This is a genomic window from Roseomonas populi, assembly GCF_024594815.1.
In the GTDB taxonomy this organism is placed as follows: Bacteria; Pseudomonadota; Alphaproteobacteria; order Acetobacterales; family Acetobacteraceae; genus Roseomonas; species Roseomonas populi.
This window is the reverse complement of record NZ_JANJOU010000003.1, coordinates 63,873-89,454: the sequence shown is the minus strand read 5'-3', so window position 1 is coordinate 89,454 and position 25,582 is coordinate 63,873. Positions and strand designations below refer to the sequence as shown.

Genomic DNA, 25,582 nt, shown 5'->3' with positions numbered 1-25,582 from the left:
AACAAGCCCCGGTCCGGATACGGAACGATGCCGATGCCACCTTGAGCGGTGCCGGTGCTCACGGGATCATGATCGCGGGCTTCCAGCATGGCGGCCGACGACTCGGGGTGGGGTTCCGCGGGACATGTGGCTGGAGAAGTTGTTCCGCCGGCGTTCGGCGCCGCCGCTCCGGTCCGGGGCACGCCCGCCCGGCTTCGCCGAGGATCTCGGCGCCTTCGGCGGCGTGCATGACCTCGCGGAGGAAGGCTCCCGCTCGACGCGGCCCCAGGGGAGGGGGCAAGGGGGCGGCTGGCGGGGCGCACGGTTCAGCCGGGACACGGACCGGTCCTTTCCCGAACGGCCTTTCGCCAGCACGGGCCCGCAAGGCCACCGCGGCCGCCTGAGGGAGAAGCTGCTGGAGCGCGGGCCGGATGCGCTGGCGGATTACGAGCTGCTGGAGATGCTGCTCTTCTTCGCCTTCAAGAAGGGCGACACCAAGCCGCTCGCGAAGTCCCTGATCAACCGCTACGGCAGCTTCGCCGCCGTCCTGGCCGCCCCGCAGGCCGATCTGATGGCCACGCGCGGGCTTGGCGAGCACAGCGTCTCCGCCCTCAAGCTCGTCCAGGCCGCGGCACTGCGCCTGGCGAAGGCCGAGGTGGCGGAGATGCCGGTGCTGAACAACTGGGACCGCCTGCTCGCCTACCTCAACGCCGCCATCTCCCGCGAGAAGGTGGAGCAGTTCCGCATCCTGTTCCTGGACAGCAAGAACCGCCTGATCGCGGACGAGGCGCAGGCGAAGGGCACGGTGAACCACACCCCGGTCTATCCGCGGGAGGTGATCCGGCGGGCGCTGGACCTGCACGCGACGGCCCTGATCCTCGTCCACAACCACCCGAGCGGCGACCCGACGCCGAGCCGGTCGGACATCGAGATGACGATGGAGATCCGGCGGGCGGGGGAGATCTTCTCCGTGGTGGTGCACGACCACCTGATCATCGGCAACGGCCGCCACCTCTCCTTCCGGCGGGAAGGGCTGCTGTAGCCGGCCCCAGGGCTGACCTCGTCGGCGCGGATTGCGCGGGGGGCGGCGCTGCGCTAGGTGTGGGTCACCTCGGAGCGCGGGCGTAGTTCAGAGGTAGAACGTCAGCTTCCCAAGCTGAATGTCGTGGGTTCGATTCCCATCGCCCGCTCCAACCGATCCGTGCCGCGAAGTGTTACCTTTCGTCGATAGACGAAGCACGGCCTCCAGGCGTTCTTGCCGTGTTCTCCCCCTATCAGCACGGCGACGCCCATGAGTTGCTCCAGGCTCCCCATCCTCTCCGCCCTGCTTGCCGCAGGCGTGCTCTCCGGCTGCGCGGTCGCGCCGGAGCCGCTCGTCGCCTATCCCGGCCCGAACAAGACCGCCGAGGCGATGCAGCAGGACGACGCCGCGTGCCGCCAGCAAGCGGCCGCGCCCGCTGCCCCATCCGCCCCGGCGGCGACGGTATCGGGAACGACGCCCGCCACGGCAACACCGGCAGCGGCGCCCGCCACCGGCGCGGCGGCCACGCCGGCCCCGGCCCTGCCGGAGGACCTGTATCTCCAGTGCATGGCCTCGCGCGGGAACACCGTCGCTGCCGCACCGGTGGCGCGCTACCCGGCCTACTACACGGACCCCTTCTATGCCGGCTACGGCCCGGGCTTGTGGGGTGATCCCCTATGGTACGGGTATTATGGCGCGCCCTTCTACGCCTGGGGTGGCAGCTGGGGGCTGGGCCTCGGCTGGGGCTGGGGCGGTGTGTATCGCGCGGGCTGGCGCGGGCCGGGCTACTGGCATGGGCGGGGTGGGTACTGGCGCGGCGGCCCTGGTCGCGGCTTCGGCCATGGCGGCTTCGGCGGCCCGCGCGGCTTCGGCGGGCGCGGCGGCCGGCACTAGGGCCTGCAATAACGCCCGCGTCATCGCGGCCCCGGCGGTCTTGCGGCCGGGGCGACGGGCGGGGTAGGGGGGCAGCCCCGGCCTCGCCGGGGCGGCGGGCACGGCCCGTTTCGCAGGACCGGCACGCCAGAAGCCGGCCTCCCCCGGATGCGTCCTGTATCCCCCGATGCCGTTCCCGGGGCCCGCGCGGCCTGCCCGGGGCGGTTCCGTGCCCGCGCCGCCGGCGTCCGCCGGCTGGCCAGGGGCGCTGCCCGTTGCCGGAGGCCGCTTGAACCGCCCTGCCGCCCTCTCCCTCCTTCTTCTGCTTGCCGCTTGCGGCTACGCGGATTCCCACATGGCGCACGAGGCGCAGTTGAGCATGCAGGGCATGACCGCCGCGGACCTGCAGGCCTGCGCCGGCATCCCCGACAAGACCAAGAGGCTGGACGCGCGCACGGAGCTGTTCAGCTACGCCGTGAAGAACGATACGACGGGCGGGCTCCAGGTGACTCTGCCGGTGATCGGCGGGGACTTCACCTTCGGCGGCAGCGGCAACGCCTGCACGGCTACCTTCCGCCTGACCGATGGGCACGTCAGCGGGCTCTCCTACGCCGGCAACAACGATCGGCCCGTGGGGCAGGACGGCGTCTGCGCCCTGATCGTGCGGGGCTGCATGCGGCGGCCGATGCCGAGCATGGCGATGGCAGGGGATGACCCGGTTTCCGCCTTCCGGCAGCCGCCAGTCCGGCCGGAGCCGCCGCCCCCGCCGACCCCCGCTCCGACCGTGGTGCGGATGGAGCCGGTGGGGCACTGACCGCGTCCGGCGAAGGCGCGGCATTCCTCGATTTGACGCCTGTTTGACGCTGGCCTGACGGCATCTTCCGGCGCCTGTGCTCCCGTTGGCTACCCGGCCCGATGCCGGACCCTTTCAGCCCGGGTTGGTGCGCCAAACCGGGCAGGCCGCTCTCAGCACAGGACGAACTCCATGACCGAGAAGAGCACCGTGATCCGCACCACCCCGAAGGAAGTGGCTGATTCCGGCCGCGTCTCCACCGGCGGCCTGCAGCGCACGATCGTGCGCACCGCGCCGAAGGCGGTGGCCGATTCCGGCCGCGTCTCCACGGGCGGCCTGCAGCGGGCGATCTGATCGCGCCAACCGCGCTCCGTCCGGGGTCGCCACCCGGGGCCACCACGGGCGCGGCACGGACGGAGCTGGCCGCCTCCGCCTCCCGCGGCGGCCGGGGATTGAGGGGAGGCAGCGGATGGCATCATGGACCAGGACCTGACGGACAAAGCCGTCTCTGTCCCGCGCGACGCGCCCGGCGCGTCGCAGGAGCCGATCGTCCGGTTCCACAACCTCTTCCCGGGCTGCCGCCCGCCCCAGCGCGCGGGCCGCGACGGCTACGGCACTATCCCCATCCGCGCCTACCGCTACTGCGAGGCGCTGTGCTCCGCCGCCGCCTTCGGCTGGCACGTCTTCCCCCCGATGGATTTCGAACTGGTCTGGGATGGCGGCACGGGGATCCAGTGGACCTACCCCGAGGCCGAGGGCTGGTACCCGCTGGACGTCGCCCAGTTTCCCCACTTCGCCGATGAGTTCGACGAGGCGGCGCCGGAGGACGCGAAGGGCTTCTCGCCCCCATTCCTGGCGAACTTCATCGAGCCCGGCGTGGTGCAGATCTGGTCCGGCGTGGTGGCGCGCACGGCGCCCGGCTGGAACCTGCTGATCCGCCCGCCCGCCAACGTCCCGCGCGACCTGGGCTACGAGCACTACGAGGGCATCGTGGAGACGGACCGCTGGTTCGGCCCGCTGCTGCTGAACGTCCGCCTGACGCGCACCGACATTCCCGTGCGCTTCAAGTCCGGCTACCCGCTGATGCAGGTGCAGCCCGTGCGGCGGGCGACGGTGCTGGACCCCACCCTGGACAACTACGCGGTGTCGGAGGGGCTGGATTCCTTCACCGATGCGGACTGGGACGCCTTCCGCCGGACGGTGGTGAAGCCGAACAAGGATCCCAACCGCCGCCGCGGGGCCTATGCCGCCGAATCTCGCAGGGGGAAGAAGCGCGAGGAGTCCGGTTCATGACGCTGGCCGCGCCGGACCGGCTGCGCGGCCTGGCCTGGGCGCTGGTGGCCGTGCTCGTGGCCGCCACCTATCCCGCCATCACCCGGATGGGCGTGACCCAGCAGGCAATGACGCCGCTGGAACTGGCCACGCTGCGCTTCCTGGTCGCGGGGGCGGTGCTGCTGCCCGTCTTCATCCCCTGCGCGCTGCGGCTGGACCGGCGGGGCTGGGCAGAGGCCGCCCTCCTCGCCTTCTGCCAGGGCACGCCCCTGGCAGCCCTCATCGCGGCCGGCCTTGTTCACGCGCCGGCCGCGCACGGGGCGGCGCTGACGCTCGGGCTGATGCCCGCCATCACCCTCCTCCTCGGCCTCGTGGCCGGGCGCCGGCCGGGGCGCAACGCCGCCCTCGGCGCCGTGCTGATCGCGGCCGGGGCGGCGCTGCTGGCCGTGGCGGATGCGGGCGATGGCGGCTCCGCGCTGCTGGGCTACGGCATGTTCGTCCTCGCGGCCGTCATGGGCGGGATCTACTTCGTGCGGCTGCGGGCCTCGGGCTTCACGGCGGCTCAGGGGGCGGCCTTCGTCGCCGTTCTCTCAGGGCTGGGCGGGCTAGCGGCGCTGGCCGTCACGGGCAGGCTTCCTCATCTCGCGCAGGTGGCGCCGCACGCGCTGCTGGTGCAGGCGGGCTTCCAGGGCTTGCTGGTGGGCGTGCTGACGATGGTGGCGTTGAACCGCGCCATCGCGCTGCTCGGCCCCGCGCCGGCCACCGTATGCCTCTCCCTCGTTCCCGGCGTCGCGGCCGCTATCGCCGTGCCGCTGCTGGGGGAGGTGCCGTCGCCGGAAGCGCTGACGGCCATCGCGGCCATGGTGGCGGGCGCGGTGCTCTCCACCCTGCCGTCTTCCCCTCCCGTTCACGGCGCAGGGTACCGGGCGCGGCTAGGCGCCTGTGCCCCCGCCCTACGCCGGATACGGCTTCTGCTCTCCTGGCGCCGCGGCATGGCTGCGGGATAGGCCTCCAACCCATGACAGAGGAAAGGCGCATGATCGATCTCGAGCTTCCCACCGGGCAGGCGCAACTGGCGCGGGTAATTGAGAGCCTCGCCGTCACGGCCCGGTCCACGGGGCGCGACACCGCCGGCGGGCTGCTGGAAGCCCTGCGCGACGCCCTGGCCCAGCAGGAGCGGGCGCCGCGCTGCGCCCAGAGCCACTGAGCCTTCAGCCCGGATCCATCCCGGACCAATCCTGAAGCCTGCGGCGGGCGGGCGGCTCGGCGCCGTGCCTTCCTTCCGGGGCGCCGTCTCGGGCGTCCCGTGCCGCCCGCGCGCTCCGTCACGCCCGGGCCCTGCGAACCCCGGGGAGAGTTGAGCGAGGGGACAGACGATGCCGCACCGACGCGAGCCTACCATCTCCGGAAGAGGCTGGCCGGGCGCGGCGCTGCTTCACCTGGCCTCCGAGACGCTGGCGCTGGGCTGCCTGTTCGAGCGGCGCGGCAGTGCCTTCATCCGCGTCCCCGTCCACCGGCGCCAGCAGATACCGGGATGCGAGTGGCACAGCCGCCGGGTCGCCGGCCTCCTGCGTGCCGTCTCCTACACCTTCGAGGCGCTGGAGGACTGGACCGCCCTGGCGCAGGAGGCGCCGGGGACGGTGGCTGCGTTGTACCGCAGCATCCTCGGCCGCCCGGAGATCCGGGCGGAGGAACTGGTCTGGCGGGCCGACGTCTACCTCCGCGGGCCGGATGGGTACGAGCCGGCATTTCCGGCCGGGAGCTACAATCCGCTGAACGCCTGGAACACGGTGCGCGGGGCGGTGCACCTGAACGGCTCCGCCGCGGCCGGCTTCGCGGCGGCGCCACGGCCCGGCGCGGGCGACCGCCTCCGCCTCACCGGGCCGGTGCCGCAGCGCGGGCTCCTCTTCCACGGCGGGCGGGACGTGACGGCGGAGGTGCTGCGCGCCTCCCGGCGCGAGGGGCCCGGCCGCCCGCCGCGGCGGCTGGAGGCGGCGGTGCCGGAGGAGGCAGACTGGTCCCTGGGCGACCTGAGCCTGCCGGACGGGGATCGCTTCACGCCGCTCGGCCTGTTCCGGGCCCTGCTGGGCGGCGACCCCGCCGGCGGCCCCGCCGGCGGGCACGGGCCGCGCCGGGGACAGGGCAGGGGCGTTGTCGCGGCCAGCCCCTGGGCCATGAAGGGAACGGGAGCCATGCCCTTCCTGCCGGGGCAGCTGGTGGCGGAGGCGCTGCTGCGGCAGGCCGGCCCGATCGCCGCCCAGGCGCCGGATCGATCGTGAGACTGCGGGAGGCAGTTTATCGGCCGGCTCCGGGCGCGCATAATGCGCGCGCCATGCATCCGCACTCCAGCGGCCCTCCCCGGGATCCCTTGGGTCACCCGCCGGGTCCCCCCTTGGGCGTCGCGCCCCGGCCGTGAGGGCCCGGTCGCCCCCCGTGCCGGACGGGTCACCGTCCGCGCCGCCCCTCCGGGTGGCCCTTCTCGGCCCCGTGCGGGCGTGGGAGGCGGACGGGCGCGAGATCGCTCTGCCGACGCGGCGGGCGCGCGCCCTGCTGGGCATCCTGCTGCTCGCCCGGGGCCGTCCGGTCGGCCGCCCGCGCCTTGCGGCACTGCTCTGGGAACGGTCCGGAGAGGCGGAGGCGCGCGCCAGCCTGCGCCAGGCCGTGCTGGGCCTCTCCCGCGCCCTCGGCGACTTGGTGCGGCGCGACGGGGAGAGCCTGCGGGCCGATCCCGCCCTCTGCGAGACTGACGTGCTGGAACTGCTGGCCGGGGAGGGCTCGATCCCGGGCACGGTGCCCGGGAGCAGCGCCATGGCCCCGCTGATGGACGGGCTGGAGGGCATCGGGGAGGCCTTCGACGAGTGGTTGGCCACCGAGCGCGAGGCGCTGCGGGTCGCCCTGAAGGGGCGGCAGGCGGCGTCGCTGGCGGCGCTGGAGGCCGACCCTGATCGGCGGGAGGAGGCCCTGGAGGCCGCGCGTGGCCTGCTGGCCCTGGACCCCGCGGAGGAGGAGGGCTGGCGTGCGCTGATGCGCCTGCTGGCCGCGGCTGGGAACCGCGCCGGCGCCTTGGCCGAGTACGAGCGCTGCAAGGCCGCGCTGCGCCGGGTGGTGGAGGCGGAGCCCGCGGCCGAGACCCAGGCGCTGGCCCGCGGCCTGCGCGCGCCCGCCCGGCCGGCCCTGCTGCCGCCCCCGCCGCCCGTCCCTGCCGAGCGCCGGCTGCGCGTGGGGGTGATGCCGCTGCGCCAGGCCGGTGCTGGCGCCGCCCCGCAGCTCGCCCTGGCCTACGCGCAGGAGGCAGCGCTGGAACTGGCGCGGTATCGCCACTTCGACGTGCTGGAGACCCCGGCGCTGGAGGATGTGGATCTCCGCGCGCCCGGTACCCTGACCGCCTTCGCGCTGGATTATGCCGTGCGCGTGGCCGTGCGGGAGGAATGGGGAGGGCTGCGGCTGCAGGTCTCGCTCGTCGACCTTTCCGGCCCCCCCCGCGCGGTCTGGAGCGGGCGCGCGGAGATCGACCTCCGCGCGGGCGGGGTGGACGCCGAGGTGGTGGGCCGGCTGGTGGCGCGGCTGGAGCCGGTGATCCTGCACGCGGAGGGAACCCGCCCGGTGCCCCGCCGCCCCGGCGAGGCGAGCGAGATCGTGATCCGCGCCATGCCGCTGCTGTTCAGCATGGAGGGCGGCAGCTTCCACCGCGCGGGCAAGATGCTGGCGGACGCGGTGACGCGGGAGCCGGAGAACGCCATGGCCGCCGCCTGGGCCGCGCAGTGGCACGTGTTCCAGATCGGCCAGGGCTGGGCCCCCGACCCCGGCGCGGCCCTGGAGGAGGCGGAGCGGCTGGCAGTGCTGGCCATGAGCCTGGATCCCGAGAGCGCGGAGGCGGCGGCCATCTACGGCCACGTCGCCTCCTTTCTCCACAAGGACTTCGACAGCGCGATCCACTACCTGGACCGATCGCTGGAACTGAACCCGCACCAGGCCTCGTCCTGGGCGCTCTCGGCGGCGACGCAGGCCTATTCGGGGCATCCGGAGGAGGCGCTGCGGCGGATGGAGCGCTACCGCGCGCTGGCGCCCTTCCACCCACATGACCGCATCCTCGGCCATGTCTTCACCACGGCGTACACGCTGGGCGGGGATTTCGCCAAGGCGCTGGCCTTCGGGCAGCGCGCGGTGCGGGCGGCGCCAGGCTTCGTCAACGGCTACAAGCCCGTGCTCTCCGCCCTCGGCCACCTGGGGATGCAGCAGGAGGCGAAGCCGCTGCTGGCCGCGCTGCTGCGGATCGAGCCGGAGTTCAACGTGCGCGGCTTCGCCGAGACCTACCCGTTCCGGCGGCCGGAGGACCGGGAGGCCTATGAGCTGGGGCTGATCCTGGCCGGCGCGCCGCGAGGCTGAAGCGGCCTATCGCGGGGCCGCTTCCGCGTCGTCGTCCATAACCCGCTCGATGAAGTCCGCCACCAGCCGCCGCAGCGCGCCGAGCGAGGGCAGGTCCATCACCATGGCGATGTAGCCGCGCAGGCTGCGGTCCCGCACGGCGAAGTTGATGTAGAGGAACAGCACGAGCCCCTCGCCGCCCTCCTGCGTGCCCTCCAGCAGCATCCGGCCGTCGCCCCGCAGCACCTGGGGCAGCGACATGTTGAAGGAGCGGCGCAGCATGTTCGCCATGGTGGCGAGGCAGTTGTTGAGGATAATGTTGCCCGTCTCAGCCAGGGCCTCCCGCTCCATCTCCGCCGCTTCCTCGGGCGGGATCTCGTCTCCCACCACGGCGCGCAGCAGCTCCGCCCCGCTGGACTGGGGGAAGATGAGAAGCGCGCGGCCCTTGAAGGCGCCGGTGAAGTCCTGCCGCACGGCGACGAGGTCGCTGCCCTCGCGCTCCTCGATCAGGGTGGAGGCGATGCGCTCCTCGATGATCTCGACGGAGGGGACGGAAAGCAGCACCTCGCCCCCTACCATCTGGCGCAGGCTGGCGGCGGCGCGGCTGACGCCGATGTTCACCAGCTCCGTCAGCGCGTCGCGCTCCAGGTCGCTCAGCGCGGCTTCCGGCGGGACGGTCACGGCGCTACCGGCCGGCGCGGAGGCGGAGCGCGGCGCCGGAGATGAAGCCGCGCAGGGCCTCTTCTGTGACCGGCTTCGGCACGAAGGTCGCGCCCACGGCGCGGGCCCGGGCCACCACCTCGTCCTGCACGTTGGCGGTGATGACGGCGATGGGCATGGCCGGGTGCATCGCCCGAATCTCCGCGGCGAGGGTGAGGCCGTCCTTCCCGGGCATGTTGTAGTCCAGCACTGCCAGGTCGATGCCGCCCTGCGCCAGGCGGGCCAGCGCCTCCTCCGCATTGCCGGCCTCGGCGCGGGTCCAGTCCGGCTGCAGCGCGGCGATCGCCTTGCCGGCCACGATCCGGGCCAGCTTGCTGTCGTCGACGATCAGGACGGTGGTCGCCATGCTGTACTCCCGGTGTGGCGCGGCGGGGCCGCGCGGTCGCATTCATAGGGCCGGGCCGGTGGGAGCACCACCGCGCGGCGGCTCAGCTGCCCGGCCCAAGCAGGGGCAGCAGCCAGCGGGCATCGAAGGGATCGGCGGGGGTGCCACGGACTGGCGGGCGCAGGGCCAGCAGCACCTGCACCACGGCGGCGTGCAGGGGGCCGGCGCCGTCCAGGTCCACCGTGCGGCCCGGGCCCTCGTGCAGGAGGGCGAGGAGAGGCTCCGCGTCCTCCACCCGCGCCGGGCCGTCCAGGCGAATGGCGTCGCCGTCGAGACGGACGCTCACGCGGCACCTCCGCGCGCGAGGAGGTCGGGCAGGTCCAGCACCAGCAGCGCGCTGCCATCGCCGAGCAGCGCCGTGCCCGCCAGCCCGGGCAGGCCGCGCAGCAGGCCCTGTGGGGGGCGCAGCAGCACGTCCAGCCTGCCGCCGAAGCCCTCCACCTCCAGCGCCGCGCGCTCCGCCCCCCCGGTGACGAGGAGGCGGGCGGTTCCGCCGCGCGGGGCGGGCTTCAGCCCCAGCAGCCCGGCCAGGCGGAGCAAGGGCAGGGTGCGGCCGCGCAGCACGAAGGCCTCCCCGGCGCCGAGCGGCAGAATGGCGGAAGCGGGCAGGCGGGCGGTTTCGGCAACGGCATCGACGGGAATGCCGTAGAGCTCCCCACCCGCGCGCACGGTCAGCACCCCGGTCACAGCGGCGCCCGCGGGCAGGAGGAGGCGGATCGTGGTGCCTTCGCCGGGTGCGCTGCGGATCGCGACGCGGCCGCCGAGGGAGTCCACCGCCGCGCGCGCCGCGTCCATTCCCACGCCGCGGCCGGAGATGGCGGTGACGGTGCCGGCCGTGGAGAAGCCAGGGCGGAAGACGAGGTCCAGCGCCGCCGCGTCGTCCATCGCGTCGATGGCGGCGTCATCCGCCACGCCGCGCGCCTTCGCCGCCGCGCGCAGGCGGGCCGGGTCCATCCCCCGCCCGTCGTCGGAGAGGGTGACGGCGATCCACCCGTCCTCCCGCGCGGCGGAGAGGGCGATGCGGCCGGCGCGGGGCTTGCCGGCGGCCTCGCGGACCTCGGGCGGCTCGATGCCGTGGTCGATGGCGTTCCGCAGCAGGTGCAACAGGGGGTCGAACAGGCCGTCCACCACGGCGCGGTCGGCCTCCACCGCCTCTCCGGCCACGGAGAGGGCGATCTCCTTGCCCAGGCCGCCCGCCGTCTCCCGCGCCAGGCGCGGCAGGCGGGCGAAGGCGCGGCCGAGCGGCACGAGGCGTAGGCCGAGGGCGGCGCGGTGCATCCGCTCGGCTAGGCGGCCGATCCCGGCCTCGCTCTCGGCCAGGGCGCGGGCGAGGGCCGGGTTCTCCTCCCCAACCCGGGCGACGAGGTGGGCAAGGCCGTTCCGCGCCACCACCAGCTCCTCCGCCAGATCCACCAGCGCGTCCACGCGGGCGGCGTCCACGCGCAGGCCGCGGGAGGACGAGGAGGGGGCGGGCGGTGCGGCGGGCGCGGGGACCGGGGCGAGCGCCACCTGGTCGGCGACCAGGCGCAGGCCCTGGCGGAGTTCGGCCTCCGAGGCGGCAAAGACGGCCTCGATGACGAGGTTGCAGGTGAAGGGATCGGGGCCGTCGGCGGGCCAGGGCTCCCGCTGGGCGAGGTGGAGCGCGACGGGGGCGGGCAGGGCGCGAATGATCGCGATGGGATCATCGCCGAGGAAGAAGCAGTCCGGCGAGGGGACGTACCGTAGCGCGGCGAGGGTGCGCCCTTCCGCCCGGGCCGGCGCGATGGCCGCCGCCTCCCGTTCCAGCAGGGCGGGGAGCCAGTCCGGGGAAGCGGCCGGCAGCGGGGCGGGCTGTGCGGGCGCGTTCCCCGGCAGGCGGGCGCGCAGCGCGGCCTCCAGCGCGCGGCCATCCGCCGCGGCCGCGTCGGGAAGGCGGCCATCGGCGGCGAAGGCATCCAGCCAGGCCTCGCTGGCGCCGAGCAGGGCGAGCAGTGCGTCCATCGCCGCGCGGTCCGGCGCGACGGCGCCGCGGCGCAGCGCGTCCAGCAGGTCCTCCCCCGCGTGCAGCGCGGCGCCCATCGGGGCGAGGTCGAAGAGGGCGACGGAGCCCTTCAGCGTGTGGACGGCGCGGAAGGCCCCGTCCAGCCGCGCGGGGTCGCCTGGGGCGCTCTCCAGCGCCAGCAGGTCGTCCGCGGCGGCCTGCACCAGCTCCCGCGATTCCACCAGGAACTGTTCCAGCAGCTCGCTCATGCCGCCGGCCTCTGGTGCGCCACGGCGTCGCCGAAGCGGCGCGTGGCGAAGCCGTCGCTGATCCTGCCCATGGATTCCGTGTGGCCGAGCAGGAGGAAGCCGCCGGGGGCGAGCGCGTCGTGCAGGTTCCGCGCGGCCCCGGCGCGGGATGCCCCGTCGAAGTAGATGAGGACGTTGCGGCAGAGGATCACGTCGAAGCGCCCTTCCGGGGCCATGCTGGCCTGGTCCACCAGGTTGGCCGGCGTGAAGCGCACGGATTCCCGCAGGTCCTCGATGATCCGGCGCAGCCCGCCGCGCGGCGGGTCGAAGTAGCGGCCCAGCAGCGCGGGCGGCAGGCGCCCGAGGGAGCGCTCGCCGTAAAGACCTGCCTTCGCCGCGGCCAGCGCATCCGTGTCGATGTCGGAGCCGACGATCTCGATGTTGTAGGCGTCCACCATCGCCCAGTTCTCCAGCAGCCAGATGGCGACGGAGTAGGGCTCCTCCCCCGTGGAGCAGGGGATGGACCAGATCCGCACGCGGTCGCCCGGGCCGCGCGCGGCGACGATCTCCGGCAGGATCGCGCCCGAGAGGGCGCGGAGCTGGTGCTCCTCCCGGTAGAAGTAGGTCTCGTTCACGGTGAAGCTGTTGACCAGCCGCTCCGCCTCGTCCGGGCTCGCGCGCAGCAGGCCCATGTAGGCGGCGAAGGAGGCGGTGCCGGTGCCCTCCATCCGCTGCGTCAGGCGGCGCTCGACGTAGTAGCGCTTGCCCTCGCCGTAGAGCATGCCCGTGCGGCGGTAGATGAAGTCGCAGAGGCGCCGGAGGTCGTCCGGGGCCAGGGCGGGGGTGCTCATGCCAGCCATCTCCGCAGCGCGCCGGCGATGCCGCCGAGCGGCAGCACGGCGCCCGCGCCGCCTGCCCGCACCAGCGCGCCGGGCATCCCCCAGACCACGGCGGTCTCCTCAGCCTCCGCGATCGTGCGGCCGCCGGCGGCGCGCAGCCGGGCCATGGTGGCCGCGCCGTCGTCGCCCATGCCCGTCATCAGCACGCCGATCAGGCGCGCGGCGGGCAGCAGGGCCATGGCGCTCTCCACCATGCGGTTCGCGCTGGGATGCCAGCGGTGCAAGGGATCGGCGGGGGCGGCCATGGCAACCAGCCCCGCCGGGCGGCGGCCGAGGATGAGGTCCGCGTCCCCCCGCCCGACATAGGCGTGGCCGGGCAGGAGCCGCACGGGGCGCAACACCTCCTCCACCGTGAGGGCGCAGAGCCGGTCCAGCCGCCGCGCGAGGGCGCCGGTGAAGCCTGCGGGCATGTGCTGGGCGATGAGGATGGGCCAGGGAAAGTCCGCCGGCAGGGGGGCCAGCAGCGCGTCCAGCGCCGGCGGACCGCCGGTGGAGCAGCCGACGAGGACAATCCCCGGCGGATCGCCTCTCAGGGCTGGGCGCGCGGGCTCCGCCGCGGGCGCGGAGGGCTGGGCTGGGCCGGGCGCGCTGGATCGGGCCGGGCGGAGCGCATCGGACTGGACCGGGCCAGGCGCATCGAACCGGGCCGGGCCCGGCCCGGCGGGGAGGCCGGCGCGAAGCCGCACGCGCTCCGCCAGCCGATGGCTGCGGCGCAGCCGCGCGCCTGTGGCCGCGCGCAGCTTCTCCAGCAGCACCGGGGTCAGTTCGTTCATGGAGAGGGAGGCGGCGCCGGCGGGCTTGGGCAGGAAGTCCACCGCGCCCAGGCGCAGGGCTTCCAGCGTCGCCTCCGTCCCGGCACCAGTGAGGGAGGAGAGCATCACCACGGGCACGGGATGCTCCAGCATGATGCGGTCCAGGGCGGCGAGCCCGTCCATGCGGGGCATCTGCACGTCCATCGTCACCACGTCCGGCGGGTCCGCGGCGATGGCGTCCAGCGCCTCCAGCCCGTCGCGGGCGAAGGAGACCTGGAAGCCGTTCGCCGAGAGGACTTCGCCCAGCAGGCGGCGCATCAGCGCGGAATCATCGACGACGAGGACGCGCGTCACGGGGCAGGCCCGGCCCCCCCGCCGGCTCTGTCCACCTCTCCCGCAGCGGCCAGCAGGTCGCGCCCGGCGGCCTCCAGCAGGGCGCGGGGTGCGAGGACGAGGATCATCCGGCCGTCCCGCTCCACCCGCGCCACGCGGTCGAAGACCTCGGCGCCGGTCCCGGCTGGCTCCGGCGCGGGCAGGAGGTCGGCGACGGGCAGCACTCCCGACACCGCGTCCACCGCGAGGCCGGCGCGCAGCCCCTCCGCCCCCACCACCACCACGCGGCCGGGGTCCCCGGTGCCCGCGCCGCCAAAGCGCCGGCGAAGGTCGATCACGGGCAGGGCGGCGCCGCGCAGCGTCATAGCGCCCGCCACGAAGTCCGGGGCGCGGGGGATGCGGGCCAGGTGGCGGGGATGGCGCACCACCTCCTCCACCGCGGTAAGGGGGAGGCCGAAGCGCTCCTTGCCCAGGTCGAAGACGACAAGGCGCTCCGCCGCCTCCGCCTGGAGCCCGGCCGCGCCCTCCGCCTCCGGGCGGGAAGCGGCCAGCAGGCGCGCCGTGGTCTCCTCGTCGAAGAGCGCGCCGGGGGAGAGGACGGAGACGAGGCGGTCCCCGTCCAGCCGTGCGATCGCCTGCACCCGCACCTCGCCCGTCCCGCGGGTGAGGACCGCCGGCACCGGGTCCAGCGCGGCCTGCGGGGGGCGCAGCACGGTGCGCAGGGCATCCACCACGAGGCCCACTAGGAGATGGCCGATGCGGACCACCACCAGCCGCGAACCGGCTTCCGCCGCGGCGGGCAGGCCGAGCAGCGCCCGCAGGGAGACCAGCGGCAGCAGCCCGCCGCGATACGGGGCGGCGCCGAGCATGGCGGGCTCCGCGCCGGGAAGGGCGGTAATCCGCCCGGGCAGGCGGGCGACGCCGGCGACGCTCTCCAGCGGCAGGGCGTAGTCCTGGTCGGCGAGGGCGAAGGCGAGAAGCGCGACGCGGGCCTCCGCCGCCTCGCCGGATGATCCGCCCGGCGCGTCCGACGGGACGGGGCGGGCCGTCACCTGGGCGCTGGGGCGGGCATGGCCGGCTCCGAAGCCGCGCGCCAGCAGGGCGGGCAGGTCGATGGTGTGCGCGCCCTCCCCGGTGCCGAGACGGGTGACCTCCTCCACCAGCAGGCCGAGAGGCGGGTCTTCCGCCACCACCACCCGCGCGGCAGGGGAGGGGGCGGGTTCGTCCCGCCCCAGCAGGCGGGCGAGGGAGAGGACGGGCAGCACGGCGCCGCGCAGGCTGGCGAGGCCGAGCAGGCCCGGCGGGGCATGGGGCACGCGCGTGAGGGGGACGGGGCGCAGCACCTCCCGCACTGCGGGGGCGGGCAGGGCATAGGCCTCCCCGGCCACGCGGACGGTCAGGGCCCCGGCGGGCACCCCGTCAGCTCCCCGCCAGGCGCAACTCGTCGGCGAGGCTCGCGATGTCCTCGATGGCGGCGGCCAGGTCCTCCGCACCGCGGGCCTGCTGGCCGGCGGCGGTGGAGGCCTGGGCGGCGGCGGCGCTCGCGGCCTCGGCCGCGGCGGCGATCTGGCGCGTGCCGGAGAGCACCTCCCGCACCGCCATCAGGACCCGGTCCGTGCCCGCGAGCACCTCGCCGGAGCCCTGGCGCAGATCGGCCAGGTCCGCCCCGGCCGCGGCCAGGCGGTCCTGCACGGCGCGGCTCTTCCCGGCCTCCCCGGCCCCGGCGGCGGCCACGGCCTCCAGCTCGGCGCGCACGCGCGCTGCGCCGTCGCGCATGTCGCGCACCACGTCCTTCATGCGGTCCGCGTTGGCGGCGGCGTCGCGGGCCAGGGCACGGATGTCGGTGGACACCAGCGCGAAGCCGCGCCCCGCCTCCCCCGCCCGCGCCGCCTCCACGGAGCCGCTGACGGCGAGCATGTTCGTCTGCACCGCGACGAGCGCGATGGAGTCCACGATCTTCTCCATCCGGCGGCCGGAGGTTTCCAGCCCGCCGATGAGGGCCGCCAGCCCCCGCGTATCCTCAAGGCCGGCGGACATGCCCTCGCCCAGGGCGGCGATGGCGGCGCGGCCGCCTTCCAGCCGGGGCGCGATCTCGGCCAGGCGCTCCACGGATGCGGCGGCGGCGGCGCGCGTGCCGGCGGCAGCGCGCTCGATCTCCGCCATGGAGGCGGCCGCCTGCTGCGTGGCGGCGGCCTGGATGGCGGCGCCGCGCCCGATCTCGTCCAGCGCCGTGTTGATCTGCCCGGCCGCGCCGGACAGTTCCTGCACCGTGGCGGAGAGTTCCTCGGCGGCGGAGGCGACCTGCTCGGCGGAGGCGGCGTTGCCGGCCTGGAGGCCTTCCGCGAGCATGGCCAGGGCCTGCGCGGTGCGCTGGCTATCGTCCAGGGCTGCGCCCTGCTGCTGCACGGCGCGCTGCGCCTCCGCGGTTGCGGCAGACTGCTCCTCGGCGGCGCTGGCCACGCCCTCGGCGCCGCGCTGCGCCTCCCGCGCCGCGCCTTCGGCCTCCACGGTCGCGATGAGGATCGCCTGCGCGCCCTCCGTGATGGCGCCCATCGCGGCCCGCACCTGGTCCAGCGTGGCAACGGCAGCGCGGCCGTCCCGCGCCTGGTCTCCCGCAGCCCCCGCGGCAGCGCGGATGCGGGTGGCGGCGCTCTGCACCTCGGCCCGGGCCGTCTCCACCAGGGCCCGCACCTCGCGCGCGCTCGCCTCGGAGCTCTCGGCGAAGGCGCGCACCTCCTCGGCCACCACGGCGAAGCCCCGGCCGCTATCGCCCGCCCGCGCGGCCTCGATCGCGGCGTTGAGGGCGAGAAGGTTGGTCTGCTCGGCGATGTCGGCGACGGCGGTGGTGATCTCCCCGATGCGGGCGGCACCGGCCTCCAGCGCCGACACCACTTCCACGGAGCGGAGCTGGCGGGCGGCGTTCTCCTCCACCGCGCCCGCCGCGCCCTCGATCGCCGCGCCGAGCTCGATAAGGGCGGCCTGCAGCGCGCTGGTGCGGCGCTGGGAGGCTTCGGCCCGGTCCCGCGCCTGGGTGAAGACGGCGCCGAGGGAGTCGATGTTTCCCTGGGACTCCTGCGCGGCGCCCGCCGCCTCCTCGGCCGCGGCGGAGATCTGCGCGAGGGCGCGGCCCAGTTCCTCCGCCGCCGCGGCGGCCTGGGTGATGCCGGCGGCCAGCTCCTCGCTCGCCGCGCCGATGCGCTCGGCCGCCTTCTCGCGCCGGGCACGGCTGCGGTCCTGCGCGCGGCGCTGGCTGGCCGTGGCCGGCTCGGGCGAGATGGGGGGCGAGGGCGAGGTGGATGGCGCGGCGGCGCGGGCGGCGGCGCGCCCGGCCAGCTCGGTTGTCTTCACCAGCGCCATCGTTGCCCTGAACCCCCGATCCGTCCCGCCGGCGCGCCCCGGATCCGGGACGGTGCCGTCATGGAAGGGACGGGCGGGACTCGGCGCCAGCATACCGGGCCGCCGCGCGGGGCGCCATGAGCCGCGCCCCGCACGGAGGCGCGAGCAGAGGGCTCGGGCGGGTCAGGCCTTCCCGACGATGACGTCGGAGGCCTTGATGATCGCCGAGGCCTCGTCGCCGACCTTCAGCTCCAGGGAGTCCACCGCCTCGTTGGTGATGGAGGCGGTGACGACGGCGCCGCCGGACAGCTCGATCCTCACATGCGCCGTGGTCTGGCCCTTGGTCACGGCGACCACCTTGCCGGCGAGGACGTTGCGGGCAGACAGCCTCATGGCGGAGCTTCCTGTGCAGGGGTGGTGGCCGCGAAAGCGGCCGACTTCACCAGCGCCCAGAGGCGCTGGCCGGGCCGCAGCGCGAGGCGCGCCACGGCATCCTCGGTGACCCGGGCGAGGAGGGTCGCTTCCCCCACGCGCAGGCGCAGCATCGCCTCGTGCGGCGCGGCCGGCGAAAGCGATTCCAGCATTGCCGGCAGGACGTTCTGCACGGAGAGGCCGCGCGGCTCCTCGGTGGCGATGGAGACGTCGCGCGCGCGGACGCGGACGCGCAGCCGTACGCCCGGCGCATCCTCGCGCAGCGGCACCAGCAGCTCGCCGCCGGGAAAGCCGAGGTGGGTGAGGCCGCGCGCGGGGTGGTGCTCCAGCACGGCGCAGGAGAGCAGGGCGCCGGCATCGCGGCGGGCGGCGAGGAGCGGCAGGTCCGCGCGGGTGCTCAGCGCCTCCGCCGGGCCGGCGGCGAGGACGCGGCCGGCTTCCATGAGCACGAGGTGGTCGGCCAGGCGGTCCACTTCGTCCAGCGCGTGGGTGACGTAGAGGATCGGCGCGCGGAAGCGGTCCCGCACGCGGGCGAGGAAGGGCAGCACCTCCGCGCGGCGGGGCGCGTCAAGCGCGGCCAGCGGCTCATCCATCAGCAGCAGGCGCGGGCGGGAAAGGAGGGCACGGCCGAGGGCGACGCGCTGCCTCTCCCCGCCCGAGAGCGCGGCGGGGCGGCGGGAGAGGAGGTGCGCGACGCCCAGCAGGTCCACCACCTCCTCGAAGCCTGCCCCGTTGGCGTCACGGGGCGCGCGGCGGAGGCCGTAGCGGAGGTTCGTGTCCACGGAGAGATGGGGGAAAAGGCGGGAGTCCTGGAAGACGACACCGCAGCGGCGCCGTTCCGCGGGGGTGTCCACCCCTGCGGCGGTGTCCAGCAGCACGGTGCCGTCCAGCGCCACGCGGCCTGCCTCCGGGCGCAGCAGCCCGGCGACGGCGGCCAGCAGCGTGGATTTGCCGCAGCCGGAGGGACCGAAGACGGCGGTGACGCCGGGCGTCGGCGAGGCGAAGGCCGCATCCAGCGCGAAGCCGGGGAAGCGGTGGCGCATCGTGACTTCCAGCATCAGCGCGGGGCGCGGCCGATGAGGGTGGCGAGGCGGCGGCCGGCGAGATCGGCCAGCAGGAGCCCCGTGACCGCGAGGGCGAAGGAGATGGCGGCGAGCTTCGCGGCCGTCGCCTCCCCGCCCGGAGTCTGGGTGGCGCTGTAGATCGCCAGCGGCAGGGTCTGCGTCTCCCCGGGGATGTTGGAGACGAAGGTGATGACGGCGCCGAACTCGCCCAGCCCCGCGGCGAAGGCGGTGATGGCGCCGGAGAGGATGCCAGGCGCGATCAGCGGCAGGGTGACGGTGACGAAGCGGTCCACCGGCCCCGCGCCGAGGCTGCGCGCCGCCGCTTCCAGGCCGGGATCGACGGCATCCAGCGAAAGGCGCACCGCGCGTACGATCAGCGGGAAGGACATGACGGCGGTGGCCAGCGACGCGCCGGCGGTGGTGAAGACGAGGCGCACGCCGAACCATTCGTGCAGCAGCGCGCCCACCGGGCCGCGCACGCCGAAGGTGACGAGGAGAAGCCAGCCCACCACCACCGGCGGCATCACCAGGGGCAGGTGGACCAGCGCGTCCAGCAGCGCGCGGCCGGGGAAGCGCCCGCGCGCGAGGAGCCAGGCCGCCAGCACCGCGGGCGGCAGGCCGAAGGCGACCGAGCGGAGGGCGACGGAGAGGCTGAGCCGGACCGCGCCCCATTCCTCGGGCGTCAGCACCTATTCGCCGCGCAGCGCGAAGCCGAGGCGGCGGTAGGTCTCGGCGGCTTCCGGCCCGGTGGCGAAGGCGAGGAAGGCGCGGGCCTGCGGGTTGCCCTCCGCGCGGCGGGCGAGGGCGAAGGGGTAGGTGACGGCCGGATGGCTCTCGCGCGGGAAGGTGCCGATCACCTTCACTCCCCGGGAGGCGGCGGCGTCGGTGGCATAGACGATGCCGAGCGGGGCCTCGCCGCGCTCCACCAGCAACAGGGCGGAGCGGACGTTGTCGGCGCGGGCGATGCGGGGGTTCAGCGCGTCCCACTGGCCCATCCAGGTCAGCGCGGCCTGCGCGTACTTGCCCACCGGCACGTTGGAGGGGTCGCCGGTCGCGATGCGGCCATTCGCGCCGAGGAGGGCTGCGAGGTTCGTGTCGCGCGCGATGGTGACCGGCGCCTGCCGGCTATCGGCCGGGGCGACGAGGACCAGGGCATTGGCCAGCGGCGAGACGCGGGTGCCGTTCACGATCAGGTCGCGCTGCTGGACGTAGTCCATCCAGGGCTCGTCCGCGCTGGCGAAGATGTCGGCAGGCGCACCCTGCTCCATCTGGCGGGCCAGGGCCGAGGAGGCGGCGAAGGAGAAGCGCGGGGCGGGGTTGCCCTTGGCGGCCCAGGCCTGGCCAAGGGCGCGCATCGCGTCCGTCAGGCTGGCCGCGGCGAAGACGGTCGGTCCCTCCTGCGCACGGGCTGGAAGCCCCGTGACGGCGAGCGCCAGGGTGGCGGCGACGGCGCAGAGAAGCTTGCGACGCATGGGAGTTACCCGGTCGTTGTTCCCGTTCGGCTATATCGGCGCGGCCAGGACGCGGCAAGCCACGCTCCGTTGACAAGGCGGTGCGGGGGTTGGCTCATGCACCCGGCGGTCTGAGAGCCGCGAGGGACGGGAACGGGACGAATGGCGCAAGGGCTCCGCAAGGGACTGACGAGCTACGGGGATGCGGGGTTCTCGCTGTTCCTGCGCAAGGCCTTCATCAAGGCGGCGGGGTACTCGGACGACGCGCTGGACCGGCCGATCATCGGCATCACGGACACGGCGAGCGACTTCAACCCCTGCCACGGCAACGCGCCGCAGTTGATCGAGGCTGTCAGGCGCGGCGTGATGCTCTCGGGCGGGCTGCCGATGGCCTTCCCGACCATTTCGATCCACGAGAGCTTCTCCCACCCCACCTCCATGTACCTGCGCAACCTCATGTCCATGGACACGGAGGAGATGATCCGCGCCCAGCCGATGGACGCGGTGGTGCTGATCGGCGGCTGCGACAAGACGCTGCCCGCGCAGATCATGGGGGCGGCGAGCGCCGGCATTCCCGCCGTGGTGCTGCCCGTGGGTCCGATGGTGGTGGGGCACCACCGGGGCGAGGTGCTGGGCGCCTGCACGGATTGCCGGCGCCTCTGGGGCCAGCACCGGGCCGGCAAGATCGACGAGGCGGAGATCGAGGTCATCAGCGGGCGGCTCGCGCCCTCTGTCGGCACCTGCATGGTGATGGGCACCGCCAGCACCATGGCCTGCATGATCGAGGCGATGGGGCTCTCGCTGCCCTATTCCGCCGCCATCCCCGCCCCGCACGCGGAACGGCTGCGCTGCGGCGAGGCAACGGGGCGCGTGGCGGTGGAGATGGCGCGGCGCCAGGGGCCGGCGCCGAAGGCACTCGTCACGAAGGGCTCCCTCCGCAACGCGATGGTGGTGCTGCAGGCGATCGGCGGCTCCACCAATGGCCTCGTCCACCTCGCCGCCATCGCCGGCCGTGCGGGGCTGGAGGTGGACCTGGAGGAGTTCGACGCGATCGGGCGGGAGGTGCCCGTGCTCGTGGACCTGAAGCCCTCGGGCGATCACTACATGGAGCACCTGCACCATGCCGGTGCCGTGCCGCGGCTGCTGCAGGAGCTGGAGCCCTTCCTCGACCTCGACGCGCCGACCGTGCTGGGCGGCACGCTGCGCGACTACATGAACCTGGCCGAGGACGTGCCGGGCCAGACCGTCATCCGCCCGCGCAGCAACCCGCTGAAGAGCACCGGCGGCATGGCCGTGCTGCGCGGCAACCTCTGCCCCGGCGGTGCCGTGATCAAGCACGCCGCCGCCACGCCCGGGCTTCTCCAGCATGAGGGCCGCGCCGTCGTCTTCACCAGCGTCGAGGACATGACCAATCGCATCGACGACCCGGATCTGGACGTGACGGCCGACGACGTGCTGGTGCTGCAGAACGCCGGCCCCAAGGGCGCGCCGGGGATGCCGGAGGCGGGTTACCTGCCCATTCCCAGGAAGCTTGCCCAGGCCGGGGTGAAGGACATGGTCCGCATCTCCGATGCCCGCATGTCCGGCACGGCCTTCGGCACCATCGTGCTGCACATCACGCCCGAGGCCGCGGTGGGCGGCCCGCTCGGCCTGGTGCGGGACGGCGACCGCATCCGGCTGGACACAGCCAATCGCCGCATCGAGCTGCTGGTGGACGAGGCTGAGCTGGAGCGCCGCGCGGCCGGGTTCACCCCACCGCGGCCCGCGCCGAAGCGCGGCTACGCCAAGCTGTTCCACGACACGGTGATGCAGGCCGACAAGGGCGTGGATTTCGACTTCCTGGCCGGGGAGGCCGAGGAGGAATAGCGCTCGCGGGCGGTTGAAGGCCGGGGCGGGCTGCCCCGGCGCCGGGCAGCGCATAGTCTTGGGGCAATCGAGACTCGGAAGGATCCGAAATTATGGCCGACGCGCCCGAGTACACGCCGCCCAAGGTCTGGACCTGGAACCCCGGGAATGGCGGCCGTTTTGCCAATATTAATCGGCCCATTTCCGGGGCTACGCATGAGAAGGAGCTGCCGGTGGGGCGCCACCCGCTGCAGCTCTATTCCCTGGCGACGCCGAACGGGCAGAAGGTCACGATCCTGCTGGAGGAGCTCCTGGCCCTCGGGCACGCCGGCGCGGAATACGATGCCTGGCTGATCAAGATCGGGGATGGCGACCAGTTCGGCAGCGGCTTCGTGGGGGTGAACCCCAATTCGAAGATCCCCGCCCTGATGGACCGCAGCGGGCCGGAGCCGGTGCGCGTGTTCGAATCCGGCGCCATCCTGATGTACCTGGCCGAGAAGTTCGGGGCCTTCCTGCCAAAGGAGGGCGCGGCGCGGGCCGAGTGCCTCTCCTGGCTGTTCTGGCAGATGGGCAGCGCGCCCTATCTGGGCGGCGGCTTCGGCCACTTCTACGCCTACGCGCCGACGAAGATCGAGTACGCGATCGACCGCTTCACCATGGAGACGAAGCGGCTGCTGCACGTGCTGGACACGCGCCTGGGCGAGAGCGAGTACGTGGCCGGGCCCGACTACACCATCGCCGACATGGCGAATTTCCCCTGGTATGCCGGGCTGGTGAAGGGCTGGTCCTATGGCGCGGCCGAGTTCCTGGGCGTGGGGGAATACAAGAACGTGCTGCGCTGGGCGGACGCCATCCTGGCGCGGCCGGCGGTGCAGCGCGGGCGCATGGTGAACCGCGTGACCGGCGAGCCCTCCGGCCAGTTGCACGAGCGGCACGACGCCTCGGACTTCGAAACGCGGACGCAGGACAAGCTGGCGGCGCAGGCATAGCCGGCAGGGGTCGCGGCGGCCCCGCCATGGAAGGGCGGGCCGCCGCGAGAACGTTCCGGATTCATGTTGACGGTGTAAACTTACCAGCGTAAACATTCGGGCATGGCGAGCCCGATCCTTCAGAGCCGTTCGTATCACCATGGCGACCTGAAGCAGGCCCTGCTGACGGAGGCGGAGGCGCTGCTGCGGGTCGAGGGGCTGCAGGGGCTGACCCTGCGCGCCGTGTCCCGCGCCGCGGGGGTGACGCACGCGGCGCCCGCCAACCATTTCGGCGACCTCTCCGGCCTGCTGAGCGAGCTGGCCGCCTCGGGCTACCGCCGCTTCGCCGCCGCGCTCTCGGCGGCGGTGGCGGCGGCGGGCGAGGAGCAGCGCGCCCGCGCGCTGGCCATGGGCCGCGCCTATGTCGCCTTCGCGCGGGAGAACCCGCAGCTCTTCCTCCTCATGTTCCGGGGCGAGCGGCTGGACGCGATGCGCCCGGCCCTGCGGGACGCGATCGCGGCCGCGCGGGAGGTGCTCCGCAGCGCGTTGTCCGGGCGCCCCGATGCGCCGCCGGCATCGCCCCTGCAGCGCGCGGCGGAGGGGATCGCCCTTTGGTCACTCGTCCATGGCTACGCGATGCTGATGCTCGACGGGCGGCTGAAGGGAACCCTCGGCGCCCTGCCGGGGCCACCTGATGAACTCGCCTTCGCGGAGGCGGTGCTCGGCGCCGTCCGCCTCGCCTGACGCCGGAACGGAACACGGGAGAACACCATCATGGGCATCCTGCTCGCCTTCGCGCCCTTCATCGCCTTCGCCGTGATCTCGAACCATGCCGGGCCGCTGCCCGCGCTGCTGGCGGGGGCCGCCGTCGCCGCTTTCCTCGTCTTCCGCGCCAGGCGCCAGGGTACGGGAATGCGGATCCTGGAGGTCGGGACCTGCATCCTCTTCGTTGCCGTGGCTGCCTACACCTGGCTGTCCGGCGGCGCGCTCTCCATCATTGCCACGCGCCTTGTCATTGATGCCGGGCTGCTCGCCATCGTGCTCCTCTCCATCGCGCTGGGCCGGCCTTTCACCATGAGCTACGCGCGGGAGAGCGTGCCGCGGGAGCATTGGGACAGCCCGGGCTTCCTCCGCACCAACAACATCATCTCCGCCGCCTGGGCCCTGGCCTTCGCGGTGATGGTGGCGGCGGAAGCGGCGCTGCTGCTGGTGCCGGGCCTGCCGACGAATGCCGGCGTGGTGGTCATCGTCCTTGCCCTTGCCGGGGCGATCCTTTTCACGAAGAGCTACGCCGCATCCAGGCGCCAGCGGGCCTGAAGCACCGCCCGGCGAAGGGGAGTCCGCCCGCATGAGCACCGCCCTTGCCGGCACGGCCATGCCGCCGCTCGACACCGCGGCCATAGACTGGGTGTCGGAGGACCCGCACCTCAGCGGCAACTTCGCCCCCATCGGGCCGGAGATCGACGCCGCGGACCTGCCCGTCACCGCCGGGCGAATTCCGCCCGACCTCCGCGGCGCCCATATGCGGAACGGCCCGAACCCGCGCTTCAAGCCCATCGCCTATGCCTATCCCATGGACGGGGACGGGATGGTGCACGCCGTCTTCTTCGAGGGCGGCCGCGCCCGCTACCGCAACCGCTACGTCCGCACCCGCGGGCTGGCGGCGGAGCGCCGGGCCGGCCGCGCGCTCTACGGAAGCCTGTTCCATCCCGTGCCCGTCGATCCCGCCCTTCTCGGCGAGGATGGCGAGCCCGGCCCGATCAAGACCGGCGCCTTCATCAACGTGCTGCAGCATGGTGGACACCTGATCGCCTTCGGTGAGGCGCAGCCCGCCTATGAGATGACCATGGAACTCGACACGATCGGCGAATGGACCGCCGGCACGGGCGAGGTGGTGGAGATGGGCGCGCACAACCGCCGCCATCCCGTGACGGGCGACCTCTACGCCATCGCCTACTCCGCGCTGGAGCCGGTGGTGCGGGTGCATCGGATCGACGCGGCCGGCACTCTGCGGGACAGCTTTCCCGTGCCGCTCGCCGCGCCCAGCATGATCCATGACTTCGTGCTGACGGAGCGGCACCTCGTCCTGCTCATCGGCCCCGCCGTGTTCGACATGGAGGCGGCCGGGAAGGGCGGATCCTTCCTGCAATGGCGGCCGTCCCTCGGCACGCGGATCGGCCTCGTGCCCCTGGATGGCGGGGCGGTGACATGGCTGGAGGCGGAGCCTTTCTTCGTCTTCCACTTCGCCAACGGCTTCGAGCGGGGACGCCGGATCGTGTTGGACTATGTGCGGCACGACGGCCTGCATGTCGGTCCCTCCTCCGGCCCGGTCCCGCCACCGATGCTGCACCGGATGGTCATCGACCCCGCCGCCCGCAGCCTCCGCGAGGAGCGGCTCGCCGATTTCGTCACGGAATTCCCGCGCATCAACGACGCGCGCACCGCCCGGGAGTCCCGCTTCATCTACCTGCCCACCCGCACCGGCACGCTGGCGATGGAGCGCCCGCCCTCCTCGACCTTCAACGCCGTGGTGAAGGTGGATGCCGAAACGGGCGCCACGCGGCAGCACGATGCAGGCAACCGCGTGCTCGGTGAGCCGGTCTTCATCCCCCGTGCGGCCAGCGGGGCGGAGGATGACGGCTATCTCATCACCTATGCCTACGACCCCTCGACGGGAACGAGCGACCTCCTCCTGCTCGACGCCGCGCGGATCGAGGAGGCGCCGGTGGCCGTGATCCGCATGCCCCAGCGCGTGCCGCAGGGGCTGCACGGGAACTGGATGCCGGGTTGAGGGCAGCCGGGCCGCCCGGATCACGGGCATGCGGCCGTGGCATCCCGCCACATGCAAATTTCGCGCAAGGGCATGTTCCCCCGGGGCATCGATCC

At 74.1% G+C, this 25,582-nt stretch carries 26 protein-coding genes and 1 tRNA gene; 15 read left to right on the top strand and 12 right to left on the bottom strand.

Annotated elements, in window-relative coordinates; translation table 11 throughout:
• Positions 1–139: 139 nt before the first annotated feature.
• From radC to NRP21_RS05510, 10 genes are all read left to right on the top strand, one after another.
• A complete protein-coding gene (radC, locus tag NRP21_RS05555) occupies positions 140–1,021 on the top strand; it encodes a RadC family protein (RefSeq protein ID WP_257715183.1) in 882 nt (293 codons plus the stop codon).
• 76 nt (positions 1,022–1,097) lie between these two features.
• Positions 1,098–1,172: transfer RNA gene (locus NRP21_RS05550), tRNA-Gly, on the top strand.
• Positions 1,173–1,270: 98 nt separating this feature from the next.
• On the top strand, positions 1,271–1,894 hold the full coding sequence (locus NRP21_RS05545; protein ID WP_257715182.1) for a hypothetical protein: 624 nt from the start codon (positions 1,271–1,273) through the stop codon (positions 1,892–1,894).
• Positions 1,895–2,162: 268 nt separating this feature from the next.
• Positions 2,163–2,687, top strand: a complete 525-nt coding sequence (locus tag NRP21_RS05540; RefSeq protein ID WP_257715181.1) for a hypothetical protein — start codon at positions 2,163–2,165, stop codon at positions 2,685–2,687.
• Between the two features lie 171 nt (positions 2,688–2,858).
• A complete protein-coding gene (locus NRP21_RS05535; protein WP_257715180.1) occupies positions 2,859–3,020 on the top strand; it encodes a hypothetical protein in 162 nt (53 codons plus the stop codon).
• Positions 3,021–3,143: 123 nt separating this feature from the next.
• A complete protein-coding gene (locus tag NRP21_RS05530; protein ID WP_257715179.1) occupies positions 3,144–3,959 on the top strand; it encodes a DUF6065 family protein in 816 nt (271 codons plus the stop codon).
• Positions 3,956–4,945, top strand: coding sequence for a DMT family transporter (locus NRP21_RS05525; RefSeq protein ID WP_257715178.1), 990 nt, complete (start codon positions 3,956–3,958; stop codon positions 4,943–4,945). The genes NRP21_RS05530 and NRP21_RS05525 overlap by 4 nt, the downstream gene beginning before the upstream one ends.
• A 29-nt stretch (positions 4,946–4,974) precedes the next feature.
• Positions 4,975–5,145, top strand: coding sequence for a hypothetical protein (locus NRP21_RS05520; RefSeq protein ID WP_257715177.1), 171 nt, complete (start codon positions 4,975–4,977; stop codon positions 5,143–5,145).
• Between the two features lie 169 nt (positions 5,146–5,314).
• Entirely contained in the window at positions 5,315–6,217 is a 903-nt protein-coding gene (locus tag NRP21_RS05515; RefSeq protein ID WP_257715176.1) for a hypothetical protein, read from the top strand.
• A 154-nt stretch (positions 6,218–6,371) separates the two neighbouring features.
• Positions 6,372–8,324, top strand: a complete 1,953-nt coding sequence (locus NRP21_RS05510) for a BTAD domain-containing putative transcriptional regulator (protein ID WP_257715175.1) — start codon at positions 6,372–6,374, stop codon at positions 8,322–8,324.
• A 6-nt stretch (positions 8,325–8,330) separates the two neighbouring features.
• Here NRP21_RS05510 and NRP21_RS05505 read toward each other — a convergent pair whose 3' ends face one another.
• From NRP21_RS05505 to modA, 12 genes are all read right to left on the bottom strand, one after another.
• Positions 8,331–8,984, bottom strand: coding sequence for a chemotaxis protein CheX (locus NRP21_RS05505; RefSeq protein ID WP_257715174.1), 654 nt, complete (start codon positions 8,982–8,984; stop codon positions 8,331–8,333).
• Positions 8,985–8,988: 4 nt separating this feature from the next.
• Entirely contained in the window at positions 8,989–9,369 is a 381-nt protein-coding gene (locus tag NRP21_RS05500) for a response regulator (RefSeq protein ID WP_257715173.1), read from the bottom strand.
• A gap of 82 nt (positions 9,370–9,451) precedes the next feature.
• A complete protein-coding gene (locus tag NRP21_RS05495; RefSeq protein ID WP_257715172.1) occupies positions 9,452–9,694 on the bottom strand; it encodes a hypothetical protein in 243 nt (80 codons plus the stop codon).
• Entirely contained in the window at positions 9,691–11,637 is a 1,947-nt protein-coding gene (locus tag NRP21_RS05490; RefSeq protein WP_257715171.1) for a chemotaxis protein CheA, read from the bottom strand. The genes NRP21_RS05495 and NRP21_RS05490 overlap by 4 nt, the downstream gene beginning before the upstream one ends.
• On the bottom strand, positions 11,634–12,467 hold the full coding sequence (locus NRP21_RS05485; protein ID WP_257715170.1) for a CheR family methyltransferase: 834 nt from the start codon (positions 12,465–12,467) through the stop codon (positions 11,634–11,636). The genes NRP21_RS05490 and NRP21_RS05485 overlap by 4 nt, the downstream gene beginning before the upstream one ends.
• A complete protein-coding gene (cheB, locus tag NRP21_RS05480; RefSeq protein WP_257715169.1) occupies positions 12,464–13,621 on the bottom strand; it encodes a chemotaxis-specific protein-glutamate methyltransferase CheB in 1,158 nt (385 codons plus the stop codon). The genes NRP21_RS05485 and cheB overlap by 4 nt, the downstream gene beginning before the upstream one ends.
• A complete protein-coding gene (locus NRP21_RS05475) occupies positions 13,618–15,015 on the bottom strand; it encodes a chemotaxis protein CheW (protein WP_257715168.1) in 1,398 nt (465 codons plus the stop codon). Before NRP21_RS05475 ends, cheB begins: the two co-directional genes overlap by 4 nt.
• Before the next feature lie 4 nt (positions 15,016–15,019).
• Positions 15,020–16,948 carry a methyl-accepting chemotaxis protein gene (locus tag NRP21_RS05470; protein WP_408639600.1) on the bottom strand — a complete coding sequence of 643 codons (1,929 nt, stop codon included), beginning with the start codon at positions 16,946–16,948 and terminating at the stop codon, positions 15,020–15,022.
• Between the two features lie 171 nt (positions 16,949–17,119).
• A complete protein-coding gene (locus NRP21_RS05465; protein ID WP_257715166.1) occupies positions 17,120–17,329 on the bottom strand; it encodes a TOBE domain-containing protein in 210 nt (69 codons plus the stop codon).
• Positions 17,326–18,411: a molybdenum ABC transporter ATP-binding protein gene (modC, locus tag NRP21_RS05460; protein WP_257715165.1), complete on the bottom strand. Its 1,086-nt coding sequence runs from the start codon at positions 18,409–18,411 to the stop codon at positions 17,326–17,328. Before modC ends, NRP21_RS05465 begins: the two co-directional genes overlap by 4 nt.
• 14 nt (positions 18,412–18,425) lie before the next feature.
• Positions 18,426–19,121, bottom strand: a complete 696-nt coding sequence (gene modB, locus NRP21_RS05455; RefSeq protein ID WP_257715164.1) for a molybdate ABC transporter permease subunit — start codon at positions 19,119–19,121, stop codon at positions 18,426–18,428.
• Positions 19,122–19,904: a molybdate ABC transporter substrate-binding protein gene (modA, locus tag NRP21_RS05450; RefSeq protein ID WP_257715163.1), complete on the bottom strand. Its 783-nt coding sequence runs from the start codon at positions 19,902–19,904 to the stop codon at positions 19,122–19,124.
• A 141-nt stretch (positions 19,905–20,045) separates the two neighbouring features.
• Between modA and NRP21_RS05445 the strand changes: the two genes are divergently transcribed.
• The 5 genes from NRP21_RS05445 to NRP21_RS05425 all read left to right on the top strand — a co-directional run bounded on the left by NRP21_RS05445 (position 20,046) and on the right by NRP21_RS05425 (position 25,487).
• Positions 20,046–21,749 carry an IlvD/Edd family dehydratase gene (locus NRP21_RS05445; protein WP_257715162.1) on the top strand — a complete coding sequence of 568 codons (1,704 nt, stop codon included), beginning with the start codon at positions 20,046–20,048 and terminating at the stop codon, positions 21,747–21,749.
• A gap of 92 nt (positions 21,750–21,841) precedes the next feature.
• Positions 21,842–22,717, top strand: a complete 876-nt coding sequence (yghU, locus tag NRP21_RS05440; protein WP_257715161.1) for a glutathione-dependent disulfide-bond oxidoreductase — start codon at positions 21,842–21,844, stop codon at positions 22,715–22,717.
• A 102-nt stretch (positions 22,718–22,819) separates the two neighbouring features.
• The gene (locus tag NRP21_RS05435) at positions 22,820–23,440 is read left to right on the top strand and encodes a TetR/AcrR family transcriptional regulator (RefSeq protein WP_257715160.1); all 621 of its coding nucleotides are present in this window, start codon (positions 22,820–22,822) and stop codon (positions 23,438–23,440) included.
• Between the two features lie 30 nt (positions 23,441–23,470).
• A complete protein-coding gene (locus NRP21_RS05430; protein ID WP_257715159.1) occupies positions 23,471–24,013 on the top strand; it encodes a hypothetical protein in 543 nt (180 codons plus the stop codon).
• Positions 24,014–24,044: 31 nt separating this feature from the next.
• Positions 24,045–25,487, top strand: coding sequence for a carotenoid oxygenase family protein (locus tag NRP21_RS05425; RefSeq protein ID WP_257715158.1), 1,443 nt, complete (start codon positions 24,045–24,047; stop codon positions 25,485–25,487).
• Positions 25,488–25,582: the final 95 nt, after the last annotated feature.

Coding starts and splice junctions, on each gene's coding strand:
- NRP21_RS05545 (WP_257715182.1), top strand. CDS start 1,271: ATGAGTTGCTCCAGGCTCCCCATCCTCTCCGCCCTGCTTGCCGCAGGC.
- NRP21_RS05535 (WP_257715180.1), top strand. CDS start 2,859: ATGACCGAGAAGAGCACCGTGATCCGCACCACCCCGAAGGAAGTGGCT.
- NRP21_RS05530 (WP_257715179.1), top strand. CDS start 3,144: ATGGACCAGGACCTGACGGACAAAGCCGTCTCTGTCCCGCGCGACGCG.
- NRP21_RS05525 (WP_257715178.1), top strand. CDS start 3,956: ATGACGCTGGCCGCGCCGGACCGGCTGCGCGGCCTGGCCTGGGCGCTG.
- NRP21_RS05520 (WP_257715177.1), top strand. CDS start 4,975: ATGATCGATCTCGAGCTTCCCACCGGGCAGGCGCAACTGGCGCGGGTA.
- NRP21_RS05515 (WP_257715176.1), top strand. CDS start 5,315: ATGCCGCACCGACGCGAGCCTACCATCTCCGGAAGAGGCTGGCCGGGC.
- NRP21_RS05500 (WP_257715173.1), bottom strand. CDS start 9,369: ATGGCGACCACCGTCCTGATCGTCGACGACAGCAAGCTGGCCCGGATC.
- NRP21_RS05490 (WP_257715171.1), bottom strand. CDS start 11,637: ATGAGCGAGCTGCTGGAACAGTTCCTGGTGGAATCGCGGGAGCTGGTG.
- NRP21_RS05485 (WP_257715170.1), bottom strand. CDS start 12,467: ATGAGCACCCCCGCCCTGGCCCCGGACGACCTCCGGCGCCTCTGCGAC.
- NRP21_RS05465 (WP_257715166.1), bottom strand. CDS start 17,329: ATGAGGCTGTCTGCCCGCAACGTCCTCGCCGGCAAGGTGGTCGCCGTG.
- modC (WP_257715165.1), bottom strand. CDS start 18,411: ATGCGCCACCGCTTCCCCGGCTTCGCGCTGGATGCGGCCTTCGCCTCG.
- modA (WP_257715163.1), bottom strand. CDS start 19,904: ATGCGTCGCAAGCTTCTCTGCGCCGTCGCCGCCACCCTGGCGCTCGCC.
- NRP21_RS05445 (WP_257715162.1), top strand. CDS start 20,046: ATGGCGCAAGGGCTCCGCAAGGGACTGACGAGCTACGGGGATGCGGGG.
- yghU (WP_257715161.1), top strand. CDS start 21,842: ATGGCCGACGCGCCCGAGTACACGCCGCCCAAGGTCTGGACCTGGAAC.
- NRP21_RS05435 (WP_257715160.1), top strand. CDS start 22,820: ATGGCGAGCCCGATCCTTCAGAGCCGTTCGTATCACCATGGCGACCTG.
- NRP21_RS05430 (WP_257715159.1), top strand. CDS start 23,471: ATGGGCATCCTGCTCGCCTTCGCGCCCTTCATCGCCTTCGCCGTGATC.
- NRP21_RS05425 (WP_257715158.1), top strand. CDS start 24,045: ATGAGCACCGCCCTTGCCGGCACGGCCATGCCGCCGCTCGACACCGCG.